Origin of the sequence: Nonomuraea jiangxiensis, from assembly GCF_900099965.1 — a bacterium.
Lineage (GTDB): Bacteria > Actinomycetota > Actinomycetes > Streptosporangiales > Streptosporangiaceae > Nonomuraea > Nonomuraea jiangxiensis.
Window position 1 is genome coordinate 1 of sequence record NZ_FNDJ01000007.1, and the last position, 12,679, is coordinate 12,679.

The window sequence follows — 12,679 nt, forward strand, 5'->3', positions numbered from 1 at the left end:
GGGCCTTTCCGCTCGACTTGCATGTGTTAAGCACGCCGCCAGCGTTCGTCCTGAGCCAGGATCAAACTCTCCAAACAATGTCTGGAGGGATTTGAAAATCCCAACCTCAAAAAGGAATCCGTCAAAAATGACGGGGTCATACATGTGTCATACATGCACTGGCTTTTAACACACTGTTGAGTTCTCAAGAAACAGACGCGTTCACCAGATCCGTGAAACCCTTGCGAGTCCCGCACCCGGCGGCGTTCATTTCGTTGTGCCTTAAGTCTTTCAGCCGTTCAAGTCTCTGTCAAATTGACTCGACTCGCACAACCTGCAGAAATTAAGTCGCGCCCCGTTTCCGGGACAACCCCTCAAACTTACCAGCCCGTCCGAGTGGTCACGTAACCATCCGAACGGCCCAGAAGGGAGTGGGATTTGCCGGGGATCCGTGGAGTTCGAGGAACCCCTTGACCGCCCTGCGCGGAAGCAACTCTAGCAGCCCGCGGCACCCACTTCGCCCCACACAGGTAATCACGAGGTTGTTCCCTCGTCACCTAACGCTCAAACCTACCCATCTCATCCCAACGAACTCCCAGGACGACGCTTCGATTCAAGCCGACGGCAAGCCATCCGCAATCAGCCCTCGGTACGAAGTACCCACGAGCAGACTGCGCTCTCGGAGGTTCCGCTATGACCAGGTCAGAGTTCGACGACATCCGTGCCTTCCTCGCCGACGAGGCGACCCAAGCCGGAGACCTGTTGCGTGTCGCCAGGACCCTGATCGACGACCTGGAACATTGCCGCACGCGCGAGGCCGTCCTGCGTACCCATTACCTGCGCCTGCTCACCGCGGCGAGGGCGACCGTGGCGGCGGAGGCGGCGGAGGAGCCCGACCCGCTGTCGTTCCTCAAGCGGGAGCTGACCGAGCGGGGCCAGATGCCCGAGGACGGCGAGGCCGTGCGGCGCATTCTGTCCGACGCCCGGACGGCGGCCGCGCTGCTCGCCTGCCTGGAGCAGTCCGTGCCGCGGCGCCCGAGCGGCATGCGCCTGCGCCGGTGTGTCGGCATGGGCCGCACTCTCCCCAGGTAATCCCGGCATCCCGCTGACCCGGCGACAACTCCGGACATACTCGGCCTTGGGCAGCCGGGTGTCAGACTGCGCGTATGTTGCAGCGGGGGTTGAACTGGGCGGCAGTTGCCCTGGTCGGAATATTCGGCCTGATGTGGGCTGGCGTCGTCATTTATGCGGATCAGTCCTCCGCCTTGTGGATGCGCATCACCCAGGTCGTCTTCGGCATCCTGCTGTTCGGCTGGGCCGTGCAGAAGGCCGTGCTGATGATCACCAAGGGGTGACCACCCCGGATCAGGACGGCTGGAACCGGTAGCCCATCCCGGGCTCGGTCAGCAGGTGCACCGGATGCGCGGGGTCGCGCTCAAGCTTGCGGCGCAGCTGGGCCATGTACTGCCGCAGGTAGTGCGTCTCCTTGAGATAGGCGCTGCCCCAGACCTCGGTCAGCAGCTGCCGCTGGCTGATCAGCTTGCCGGGGTTGCGCAGCAGGATCTCCAGAAAGTGCCATTCCGTCGGCGTCAGGCGTACCCCGCCGGAGATCGTCTTGTTGGCGAGGTCGATGAGGTGGTCGCCCAGCCGTACGGAGGCGAGTTCCTCTTCGTGCTGGCCGGTGCGGCGGGTCACGGCGCGGATGCGGGCGAGCAGCTCGTCGATGCCGAACGGCTTGGTCACGTAGTCGTCGGCGCCCGCGTCGAGCGCGTCCACCTTGTCGGTGCTGTCGGCGCGCCCGGACAGGACGATGATCGGGACCGAGGTCCAGCCGCGCAGGCCCTCGATGACCTCGACGCCGTCGAGATCCGGCAGGCCGAGGTCCAGGATGACCAGGTCGGGATGCCAGTCGGCGGCCTGGCGCAGCGCCGAGCCGGCGTCGGGCGCGACCGCCACCTCGTACTGGCGCGCGGCCAGGTTGATGCGCAGGGCGCGCAGGATCTGTGGCTCGTCGTCCACCACCAGCACCCGGGTCACGGGGCTCTCCGCAGTGAGACGGTCATGGTCAGTCCCCCTCCGGGCGTGTCCTCCGGGACGAGCGTGCCGCCCATCGCCTCGGTGAGACCGCGTGAGAGCGCCAGGCCGAGCCCCACGCCGGCGTGGTTGTCGCGGTCGCCGAGCCGTTGGAACGGCATGAACACTCTTTCATGTGCTTCGGGTGGAATGCCCGGCCCCCGGTCGATGATTCGCACTTCCACGTTCTCGCCGTGCCAGCTGGCGGCGATGAGGAGTTTCTCGCCCGGGGGGTGGTAGCGGGCGGCGTTCGCGATCAGGTTGACGAGCACCCGTTCCAGCAGCGCGGGGTCGGCCATCAGATCGGGGACGTCGGGCGGGACGTCGACCTTGATCCTGTCGTACGGAAGGCCGAGGTCGTCGATGGCCCGCGGCAGGATGTCCTCGATCGCCACCGGCTCCAGGGTCACTCCGAGGGCGCCCGCCTGCAAGCGGCTCATGTCGAGCAGGTTGGAGACCAGCCGGTTCAGCTTGATCAGCGACTCGTCGGCGGTGGCGAGCAGCTCGGCGCGGTCCTCCTCCGACCAGGCGACCTCCGTGCCGCGCAGGCTCTCGACCGCCGCCATGGCCGAGGCCAGCGGGGTACGCAGGTCGTGGCTGACGGCGGCGAGCAGGGCCGTACGCATCCTGTCGGCCTGGGCCAGCGGCCTGGCCCGATCGGCCTCCTCCCGCAGCCGCTGCTGCCGCAGCGCGACCGCCGCCTGCGCCGCGAACGCCTCCAGCACCCGCCGGTCGCTGGCCTCCAGGACCCGCCCGTCGGCGGTGAGCACCAGCGAGTCGTCGATCACGACATCGATGTCCGCCATGCCCGGGCTCGTGCACGGCACCCCACCCGAGGTGGACACGATCTTCCAGACGTCGGGGAAGCTCTCGCCCTCGGCCGCGTCCCCGCACGAGCGTTCGAGCAGGGTCACCGAGGTCAACCCGAACGTCTCGCGCATGCGACCCAGCAGCGACGGCAGCGCCGACTCGCCCCGCAGCACGTGACCCGCCAGCGTGGACAGCACCTCGGCGTCGGTCCGGGCGTGCGCGGCCTCCCTGCTGCGCCTGGCCGCCAGGTCGACGACCCCGCTGACCATGGCCGCCACCAGCACGAAGATGACCAGCGCGAGCACGTTCTCCGGCCTGGAGATCGTCAACGTGTACAGCGGCGGCGTGAAATACCAGTTGAGCAGCCCGAACCCGAGCACCGCCGCCGTCAGCGCGGGCCACATGCCGCCGGTCAGCGCGACCCCCACGACCAGCAGCAGGAAGAGCAGGATCTCGCTCGGCAGCAGCAGGCTCATCGGCCGGAGCGCGATCGTGAGCAGCGGCATGCCGAGCAGTGCCAGTCCCCACCCGATCAGCCGTCGCCTGCGGGTCAGCGCGGCCTGGCTCCGCGGACGTTGCCGGCCCTTCCTGATCGCCTCGTGGGTGACCATGTGCACGTCGATCGACCCGGACTGGGACGCCGCCGTCACCCCCACGCCGCGCGAGAGCAGCTGCGCGAACCGCCCTCGCCGGGAGGCCCCCAGGACGAGCTGGGTCGCGTTCACGCCGCGGGCGAACTCCAGCAGCGCTCGCGGGACATCGTCGCCGATCACCTGGTGGTAGGTCCCGCCCAGGTCCTCGACGAGGGTGCGCTGGCGGACCAGGTTCGCCGGGTCGCCGCCCGAGGTCAGGCCGTCGGCCCGGGTGACGTGTACGGCCATCAGGTCCGCGCCCTTGCTCCTGGCCGCGATGCGCGCGGCTCGCCGGATGAGCGTGTCGCCTTCCGGGCCTCCGGTCAGGGCGACGACCACCCGTTCGCGGGTCTCCCAGGTGCCGACGATGGCGTGTTCCGCGCGGTACTGGTCGAGTTGCTGGTCCACCTTGTCGGCCACCCAGAGCAGGGCGAGCTCCCGCAGGGCGGTCAGATTGCCGACGCGGAAGTAGTTCGCCAGCGCGGCATTGACCCGTTCCAGCGGGTAGACGTTGCCGTGCGCCATCCGCCGGCGCAGCGCCTCCGCCGACATGTCGACGAGCTCGATCCGGTCGGCCCGCCGTACCACCTCATCGGGTACGGTCTCCCGCTGCGGCACCCCGGTGATCTGCTCGACCACGTCGTTCAGCGATTCGAGGTGCTGGATGTTGAGCGTGGAGACGACGTCGATGCCGGCGTCGAGGATCTCCTCGATGTCTTCCCAGCGCTTTTCGTTGCGGGAGCCGGGCACGTTCGTGTGGGCGAGCTCGTCGATCAGCGCGAGCGCCGGGGCGCGCTCGATCACCGCGTCGGGATCGAGCTCGGTGAAGGTCGTGCCCCGGTAGGACAGGGTCTTACGCGGGACGATCTCCAGCCCTTCGAGCAGCTGGGCGGTGAGGGCACGGCCGTGGGTCTCGACGAAGCCCACCACCACGTCCTTGCCGCGCTCGCGCGCCCGGTGCGCCTCACCCAGCATGGCGAACGTCTTGCCCACCCCGGGTGCCGCGCCCAGGTAAACGCGCAGCCGTCCGCGGGAAGTGCCCTGCATTACTCCAGGTTACGGCCCGTAGCGGGGCTCACGGCGCGACCCGGGAGCCGTGTCGGAAGAGCCGGATAAACGACAAAGTCCCCGGCTGCCGGATGATCCGGTGGCCGGGGACTTTGAAACTGGTAGCGGGGACAGGATTTGAACCTGCGACCTCTGGGTTATGAGCCCAGCGAGCTACCGAACTGCTCCACCCCGCGTTGGTGTGTGCTTTAACTATAACACGCTCCCAGGTTCCTTTGACCATGGGAACGATCACGTGGCCGCCGGAACGATCAGAGGCCCGGGTTCCGTTTCCGGATCCCAGGCCTCTGAAACTGGTAGCGGGGGCAGGATTTGAACCTGCGACCTCTGGGTTATGAGCCCAGCGAGCTACCGAACTGCTCCACCCCGCGTCGTTGTGTCTCAACACTATCGGTGGTGCGGGGTGGGCGCAAACTCAAGCGCTAGGACGAGCCTCCCGCTTGTGTGTCCGTCTGTGGCCCGGTCGGCGACGCGCTCGGGGACGCGCTGGGTGTGGCCGGTGGGGACGCGGACGGCGTGGCCGACGGGGCTGCCGATGGGCTTGCTGACGCCGAGGGACTCGCCGACGGCGCCGGCCGCGGCACGTTGGCCCCTTCGAGCGACTTCAGCGCGTCCTGCAGCCGCTTCTGGGCGTCACCGTAGGCCTCCCAGTCCGGCGGGTTGGCCTGCAGCGCCTTCTGGGCGTCGTTGTATGCCTGCTGGGCATTGGAGATCGCCGTGCTGAGCGCCGCGTTGGCCTGGGTGGATGTGGTGGTCTGCCCCTGCTCGGTGGTCTGCTGTTGTTGCTGCTGCTCACCCCCGAAGACCTCCTTGAGGGCCTCGTCCAGCGTGTGAGCCACACCGATCTTGCTGCCGAACGACACCAGCACCCGCTGCAGGATCGGGTACGGCTCCTGCCCGCTGCCCGCGGCCACCTGGATGTAGACAGGCTCGATGTAGACGAGCCCGCCCGCGTACGGAAGTGTCAGCAGGTTTCCGTATCGCACCGACGAGGCACCGACGCCCAGCAGGTTGAGTTCACCTGCGAAGCGGCTCTGGAAGGCATTCTGTGCCTGGCCGGGACCCGGGATGGGAGTGCTGGACGGCATGCGCAGAATGCGTAGCCGCCCGTATCCGGAACCGCCCGACGAGTCGACCGCCATGAACGCCGCCAGGTTGGGCCCCTGACGCGGCACGAACGTGGTCGTCAACGAGAACGTCGGCGTCGGCGTGCCGCCCGGCATCGTGGTGGTCAGGTAGTAGGGCGGCTGCTTGACGTTCTTGTCGCCCTGCGTCGGGTCGTTGGGGACGTTCCAGAAGTCCTGGCCGCTGTAGAAGGCGGCCGGGTTGGTGATGTGGTAGCGCGACAGCGTGTAGCGCTGCACCTTGAACAGGTCTTCCGGGTAACGCACGTGGCTGCGCAGGTCGGCGCTCATCTCCGAGACCGGGCGGATGACGCCGGGGAAGGCGTTGCTCCACGTCTTGAGCACCGGGTCGTTGGCGTCCCAGGCGTAGAGCTTGACCGTGCCGTCGTAGGCGTCGACCGTGGCCTTGACCGAGTTGCGGATGTAGTTGACCTTGTCGCTCGGCTGCTGGGCGATCACGCGGCGGTCGGTGGTCGTGTCCCGCGTCATGTCGCCGAGGCTCTCGCTCTGCGAGTACGGATAGTCGTTGGACGTGGTGTAACCGTCGACGATCCAGGTGATGCGGCCGTCGATGATCGCCGGGTAGGGGTTGCCGTCGAGCGTGAGGAACGGGGCGACCTTCTGGATCCGGTCGCGCGGGTTGCGCTCGTACAGGATCTTGGAGTTGTCGTTGATGTCGCCCGACAGCAGGATGTTGATCTCGCCGTATTTGGCGGCGTAGAGCATCCTGTTGAGGAACGAGCCGACCGGGACGCCGCCGCCGGTGTAGGTGGTGTTCTTCTGGCCGGTGCCGCCCGTCTCCGGATAGTCGAGCTCCTGCGGGTTGTTGGGGTTGCCGCCGGCGATGACGTATTCGGCCGAGGCCGGGTCCTCGCCGAAGTAGACGCGTGGCTCCTTGAGCTTGGTGCTCTCGACCAGCGGGCCGCTGACCGGCATGTCCTTGGCGTCGTAGGCGGGCAGGCCGCTGGAGTCGACCTGGTTGCCCGGCGCGGCGACGAAGCCGTAGCCGTGGGTGTAGACCAGCGCCCGGTTGATCCAGTTGTTCTGGCCGTCGGGCGGCGAGGTCAGCTCGCGCACGCCCACGATGTGGTCGACCAGCTTGCCGGTGCTGTCGGGGTAGCGGTCGACGTCGAGCGGCTCGGGGAAGCTGTAGAAGCCCCTGATGCGCTGCGTCTGCTCGTACGTCGACGACACCAGAGCCGGGTCGAGCAGCCGCACGCCGGACACGGAGGTGTCGCCGTCGGTGTGGACCTTGCTCGGGTCGGCCTGCGCGTTGTAGGTCTCGACCTCGGTGTTGGCGACGTTGTAGGCGTCTCGGGTGGCGTTGATGTTGCGCTGGATGTAGGCGGCCTCCTTGCCCTGCTGGTTGGGCTTGACCTGGAACTGCTCGACCAGCGCCGGGTAGACGCCGCCGATCAGGATGGCCGAGAGCACCAGCAGTCCGAAGGAGACCCCGGGCAGCATGCCCCCGGGGCGTACGACACCGGCGAAGAACAGCGCGGCGCAGATCAGTGCGATGATCGCGAGGATGGTCTTGGCCGGCAGCACGGCGTTGACGTCGGTGTAGGAGGCGCCGTGCACGAAGCCCCGGTCGGAGAAGACCAGGCCGTAGCGGTCGATCCAGTAGGCCACCGCCTTGAGCAGCACGAAGATGCCCAGCAGCAGCGACAGGTGCGTCCTGGCCGCCCTGGAGGCGTGCACGCCGGGCGACTGCAGCCGGAACCCGCCGTAGAGGTAGTGCGTGATCGCCGCCAGCACGATCGAGATGATCACGGCGGTGAACAGGAAGTTCAGCACCATCCGGATGAACGGATAGTCGAACATGAAGAAGGAGATGTCCATCTGGAACAGCTCGTCCCGCTTGCCGAACGAGGCACCGTTGACGAACTGCAGCCACGTCTTCCACTGCCCGGCGAACGAGGAGCCCGAGAAGAGAGCGAGCAGCCCCATGCCGACGATGAAGATCAGCTTGCGGTGGGGGTCGAGCGCCATGCGGTAGCGGTCGGCACCACTGCCCCCACCGAACGTCGCCGGCCCGAACATCGGCCGCAACCGGAACGCCAGCAGCATGTTGCCACCGGCGATGGCGACTATCAGCAGAGCTCCGACCAGGAACAGCACGATCTGGGTCAGCACCACACCGGTGAAGACCGCCGTGTAATCGGCTGCGTCGTACCACAGGTAGTCCGTATAAATGCCGGAAAAGAGAAAGAACAGCGCCACGATCGCCACCAAGGCGATCGCCACCGGCAGAAGCAATCGAGGGCGACGGGGCAAGCGCATCGCCCTGCCGGCTCCTGGGGTCCGGAAGCTCAAGGCCAACCCCTCGTCGTAATGAAGAAACGGTCCGTGTCAGGCAACCTACACTGATGTGGCAGCCCTACGGCTAACGTATGGCGGGCGCCAGAAGTTTCATCCGGCGGCGCACGCGGGCACGCTTCCCTTCCCCGTTCGCAGCGCGTCGAGCGCCAGCACGGCGTTGTGCAGCGTGTCGGCCTTGACCAGCCGGAGGCCGTCGGGCACGGCTTTCATGGCCTCGGCGCAGTTGTCGGCCGGTGTCAGGAAGACGGTCGCGCCCGAGTCTTTCGCGCCGACCATCTTCTGCGCGATCCCGCCGATCGGTCCGACCTCGCCGGCCGGGTTGATCGTGCCGGTGCCGGCGATCTTCTTGCCGCCGGTGAGCTCCCCGGGCGTGAGCTTGTCGAGTATGCCCAGCGAGAACATGAGCCCCGCGCTGGGCCCGCCCACGTCGCCGACGTTGATGTCCACGTCGAACGGGAACTTGTAGGCGCCCGTCATGGTCACGCCGACGACGGATTGCCCCTCGGTGCCGGCCACCGTCTGCAGCGTGACGTCGAGCTTCTCCTTTCCTCTGGTGATGTTGAAGACTACGTTTTCGCCTGCTTTGTGGGACTTGACCGTGTCGCTCACGATGTCGACGTTGCCCGCGGGCTTGCCGTCGACAGAGTTGATCACGTCGCCCTTCTGCAGCTTGCCCTCGGCCGGCTTGCCCTTCTCCGCTGCCACCACCGACACGGTCATGCCGTACGGGATCTTGAGCTCGTTGAGCGCGGCGGCCGTGGCGGAATCCTGGGAGTTGGTCATCTCGACCGAGTTTTCCTGCTCGACCTCTTTGGGGTCGCGGTCGGGCGCGAAGATCGTCTCCTGCGGGACCACCGCGACCGTGGGATCGATCCAGCCGCGCAACGCCGTCAGCAGGTCGATCTGGGCGGCGGGCCCGCCCTGGTAGGCCACCGTGACCAGGCTCAGCGCGCCGGCGGTGGGATAGGTCTCGTGCCCCTTGATCGAGATCACGGGCTTCTTGTCGACCTCGCCGATCGTGTTCTCGGTCGGCCCGGGGCTCAGCACGACGTACGGAACCGGCCTGAACGCGCCCACGACGCCGAGCGCGAGCACGAGAAACCCCGCGAGCAGGAGGGTCAGAGCGCGTCGTGACATGATGATGAGCTTATTCGCCGGCACCGACCCACTCGGTCGCGCCGTCGGCGAAAAGCTGGTGTTTCCAGATCGGCACCCGTGCCTTGAGGTCGTCGATCAGCCTGCGCGCGGCCTGGAACGCCTCGTCCCGGTGCGGCGCGGCGACCGCGACGACGACGGCGGCCTCGCCCAGCTCCAGGTCGCCCACGCGGTGGACGGCGGCCAGCGCCGTCACGGGGAAGTCGGCGGCCACCTTCTCGGCCACCTGCCGCAGCTCGGCCTCCGCCGAGGGGTGCGCAGAGTAGGAGAGTTCGGTGACCTGCTTGCCATGGTCCTGCTCGCGCACGGTGCCCACGAAGAACACGGTGCCGCCGGCGGCGTGGTCGCCCACGGCGGCCAGCACCTCGTCCACGGAGAGCGGGGTGTCGCGAATGCCGAGCAACCGGATGACGTCCACGCAAAGAGCCTACCAACATCAACGCCGCCCGCCGCCTTGCCCCTTGCCGTCATGCCTGGTCAAGGGCATGACTGCAGCCCAGCCGGCAGTTCGCGGCGGGCTTACTGGCGGCGCTTCTTGCGCACCTGGCGGACGATCGCGGCGGTGCCGATGACGGCGACGGTGGCTCCGGCGGCGGTGAGCGTGGCCTCCTTGACGGGAAGCCGGCGGCCGACCACGGTCGTCCTGTTCTCGCGCAGTTCGAGCAGCTGCTCGAACGCGGCCTCGTTGGTCCAGACGGGCTTCCAGCCGGCCTCGCGGAGCGTCGTGCATTCGACGACCCACGGGTAGACGACGTAGTGCAGGTCCGTGGCCGGGGCAGGGGTGATGCCGAGCCGGTGCAGCCGCTGCGCCGTGCCGAACGTCAGCCCCGCGGGCAGCTCGAACCTGCGCAGGCCCGACATCTCCTCGACCTGCTCCTGCTCCATCCACCCGTCGGAGCCGACCGCCACCACGCCGGTCACGACGCCGCGCGCGGCCAGGTCCAGGGCCGAGACCAGGTCCTCGACGTGGCAGAACTGCCAGTGCGGGTTGCAGCCCTTGACCGTCAGGAGCCGGGGGGACTCGAAGTGCCGGGTGATCACCGTGTCGACGCCGGGACCGACGACCGCGGCCGGGCGCAGCACGGTGACCTCCAGGCCGGGGTGGCTGCGCAGTGACCTGCGTACGAGGGACTCGATCTCCAGGAAGTCGCCCACGAGCCCGGTGTCGGGCTCGGCGGCCACCGGGGCGTCCTCGGGCAGCGGGATCTCGTTGTCGGGCGCGGCGCCGTACACCATGGCGCTCGTCACCAGCACGACACGCCGCACGCGGGCGGCGGCGCTGGCCGTCAGCACGGTCTGGGCGGCCCGCAGGTTGTACGCCCGGCGCTCCCCCGGGTCGGAATCGACCGCGTAGTCGCCCGCCAGGTGGACGATGACGTCGATGTCGGAGATCCGGTTCGCCAAGAGCGGATCTCGTACGTCGATGACTCTCCACGTGGCTTCCCGAACGTCGCCGCGCTGATCGTCGATGGCCACCACTCTGCGGAAATCCGCGGCCGATACGAGCTTCGTGAGCAGCTCGCGGCCGATTCCTGAGGCCGCCCCCGTGACAGCTACGACGGGTTGGCGCGGGCGTTTCGAGGTAGGCACCAGGTCCTCACTTTGCACTGATCCGCCGTAGGACGACTAACGTGGCGGATGTGGACTCCTCCATCCTGCACGAGGTAGAGCGGTGACTGACCTGCCAGGTCGCGAAAACGACCCTAACGAGAACCCGTTCGCCATGTTCGGCGACCCTGAGCAGATGGCTCAGGCGATGCGCCAGTTCGCCGACATGCTGTCGGCGCCTCAGGGTTCCGGCCCTGTCAACTGGGACATGGCGAAGAACATCGCCCGGCACGCCGTGGTCGCCCAGGGCGACCCGAGCGTCATGGAAGGCGAGCGACGCCAGATCGTGGAGGCGCTCAGCCTGGCCGACCTGTGGCTCAACGAGGCGACCACGCTGCCCAGCGGCGTGTCCGCCCCGCAGGCCTGGAGCCGGTCCGAGTGGATCGAGAACACGGTCCCGGTTTGGCGAAAGCTTTGCGAACCCATCGCCGCGCGCATGGTCGAGACCATGGGCGGCGCCCTCGGCGGCTCCGGCCTGCCTCCGGAGGCGCAGCAGATGGCCGGCCCGCTGATGGGCATGCTGAGGCAGATGGGCGGCATGATGGTGGGCCAGCAGATCGGCCAGGCCATCGGCTCGCTGGCGCGCGAGGTGATCGGCACGACCGACATCGGCCTGCCGCTGTCCGACACGGCCGCGCTGCTGCCCGGCGGCATCGCCTCGTTCAGCCAGGGTCTGGAGATCCCGGCCGACGAGATCAGGCTCTACCTGGCGCTGCGCGAGGCCGCGCACCACCGGTTGTTCCAGCACGTCCCGTGGCTGCGCTCGCACCTGCTGGGAGCGGTCGAGGAATATGCCAAGGGCATCACGGTCGACACCTCCGCGCTGGAGGAGCAGATCCGCGGTCTCGACATCAACAACCCGGCGGCCATCCAGGAGGCGCTGAGCGGGGGCAACCTGCTCAAGCCCGAGGAGACCGAGCGGCAGAAGGCCGCCCTGTCGCGCCTGGAGACGATGCTCGCCCTGGTCGAGGGGTGGGTGGCCACGGTGGTCGACCGGGCCGCCGAGGGCAAGCTGCCCTCGGCCATGGCGCTGGCGGAGACCGTACGCCGGCGCAGGGCCACCGGTGGGCCGGCCGAGGTGACGTTCGGGACGCTGGTGGGGCTGGAGTTGCGGCCCCGGCGGTTGCGCGAGGCGGCGGCGCTGTGGCGGTCGCTGGAGAGCGCGCGCGGGATCGACGGGCGCGACGCGCTGTGGGGTCACCCCGACCTCATGCCGACGGCCGACGACCTCGACGACCCCGAGGCGTTCGTACGCGGTGAGGCGGCCTGGGACATCTCGCAGCTGGAGGACAAGCCCGGCGAGGACGACGAGAGTTGAGCCTGCACCGCGACGCGGTGGCGGTTCTGTCCGCCTGGACCGCGCCCACGCCCGAGGAAGAGGGCCTGCGGACGGAGTTCTTGCACCATTTGCGGTCGTACGAGAATGCGATGTTGCGGGAGTGTGTGCCCGGGCATCTGACGGCGACGACGGCAGTGTTGTCGCATGACGGCTCGCAGGTGCTGCTCACGCTGCATCCGAAGGCGAAGATGTGGCTGCCGATGGGTGGCCACTGCGAAATTTCCGACATGTCGCTCGCGGAGGTGGCTCTGCGGGAGGCACGGGAGGAGTCGGGAATTTCCGGCCTTGAGCTGCTGCCGGGACCGCTCGCGGTGGACAAGCACGCCGTGTGGTGCCATCCGCCGCGGAGCTGGCATCTCGACGTCGAATACGCGGCCGTGGCTCCCCCTGGGGCCGAGGCGGTGATCAGCGACGAGTCCCTGGACCTGCGCTGGTTCCCGGTCGACGACATCCCCGAACCCTCCGACGAGGCGACGCGGCGCCTGGCCTCACGTGGCCGGAGCCTGCTTATTACGGGCTCACACGCGTACGGCTAGAGTCCGCTTGCGTCGTTCCAAAATAGGGGGTTG

General features: G+C 68.1%; 10 protein-coding genes, 2 tRNA genes and 1 rRNA gene. 4 read left to right on the top strand and 9 right to left on the bottom strand.

Annotation, left to right across the window (positions count from 1 at the left end):
• Positions 1-77 (bottom strand): 16S ribosomal RNA (locus tag BLS95_RS16525); the annotation flags it as partial.
• 595 nt (positions 78-672) lie between these two features.
• On the opposite strand from BLS95_RS16525, the gene BLS95_RS16530 reads away from it, so the two are divergent.
• Both BLS95_RS16530 and BLS95_RS16535 read left to right on the top strand, forming a co-directional pair.
• On the top strand, positions 673-1,071 hold the full coding sequence (locus BLS95_RS16530; protein WP_090932097.1) for a hypothetical protein: 399 nt from the start codon (positions 673-675) through the stop codon (positions 1,069-1,071).
• A 74-nt stretch (positions 1,072-1,145) separates the two neighbouring features.
• Positions 1,146-1,334, top strand: a complete 189-nt coding sequence (locus tag BLS95_RS16535; RefSeq protein WP_090932099.1) for a hypothetical protein — start codon at positions 1,146-1,148, stop codon at positions 1,332-1,334.
• 10 nt (positions 1,335-1,344) lie between these two features.
• Here the strand turns inward: BLS95_RS16535 and BLS95_RS16540 are convergent, their stop codons facing one another.
• The 8 genes from BLS95_RS16540 to BLS95_RS16575 all read right to left on the bottom strand — a co-directional run bounded on the left by BLS95_RS16540 (position 1,345) and on the right by BLS95_RS16575 (position 10,756).
• Complete coding sequence (locus BLS95_RS16540) at positions 1,345-2,016, bottom strand: response regulator (RefSeq protein ID WP_090932101.1); 672 nt, start codon at positions 2,014-2,016, stop codon at positions 1,345-1,347.
• Complete coding sequence (locus tag BLS95_RS16545; RefSeq protein WP_090932103.1) at positions 2,013-4,541, bottom strand: sensor histidine kinase; 2,529 nt, start codon at positions 4,539-4,541, stop codon at positions 2,013-2,015. The genes BLS95_RS16540 and BLS95_RS16545 overlap by 4 nt, the downstream gene beginning before the upstream one ends.
• 120 nt (positions 4,542-4,661) lie before the next feature.
• Positions 4,662-4,738 (bottom strand) — tRNA-Met (locus BLS95_RS16550).
• A gap of 118 nt (positions 4,739-4,856) precedes the next feature.
• Positions 4,857-4,933 (bottom strand) — tRNA-Met (locus BLS95_RS16555).
• A gap of 51 nt (positions 4,934-4,984) precedes the next feature.
• A complete protein-coding gene (locus tag BLS95_RS16560) occupies positions 4,985-7,969 on the bottom strand; it encodes a UPF0182 family membrane protein (protein ID WP_090932105.1) in 2,985 nt (994 codons plus the stop codon).
• Between the two features lie 129 nt (positions 7,970-8,098).
• Positions 8,099-9,145 (bottom strand): YlbL family protein, encoded by a 1,047-nt coding sequence (locus BLS95_RS16565; RefSeq protein WP_090932729.1) that lies wholly within the window; start codon positions 9,143-9,145, stop codon positions 8,099-8,101.
• A 10-nt stretch (positions 9,146-9,155) separates the two neighbouring features.
• On the bottom strand, positions 9,156-9,581 hold the full coding sequence (locus BLS95_RS16570) for a molybdenum cofactor biosynthesis protein MoaE (RefSeq protein ID WP_090932107.1): 426 nt from the start codon (positions 9,579-9,581) through the stop codon (positions 9,156-9,158).
• Between the two features lie 101 nt (positions 9,582-9,682).
• Positions 9,683-10,756 (bottom strand): NAD-dependent epimerase/dehydratase family protein, encoded by a 1,074-nt coding sequence (locus tag BLS95_RS16575; RefSeq protein WP_090932730.1) that lies wholly within the window; start codon positions 10,754-10,756, stop codon positions 9,683-9,685.
• Between the two features lie 130 nt (positions 10,757-10,886).
• On the opposite strand from BLS95_RS16575, the gene BLS95_RS16580 reads away from it, so the two are divergent.
• Positions 10,887-12,089: a zinc-dependent metalloprotease gene (locus BLS95_RS16580; protein WP_090932109.1), complete on the top strand. Its 1,203-nt coding sequence runs from the start codon at positions 10,887-10,889 to the stop codon at positions 12,087-12,089.
• The gene (locus BLS95_RS16585; RefSeq protein WP_090932111.1) at positions 12,086-12,646 is read left to right on the top strand and encodes an NUDIX hydrolase; all 561 of its coding nucleotides are present in this window, start codon (positions 12,086-12,088) and stop codon (positions 12,644-12,646) included. The genes BLS95_RS16580 and BLS95_RS16585 overlap by 4 nt, the downstream gene beginning before the upstream one ends.
• The last annotated feature ends 33 nt before the right edge of the window (positions 12,647-12,679 follow it).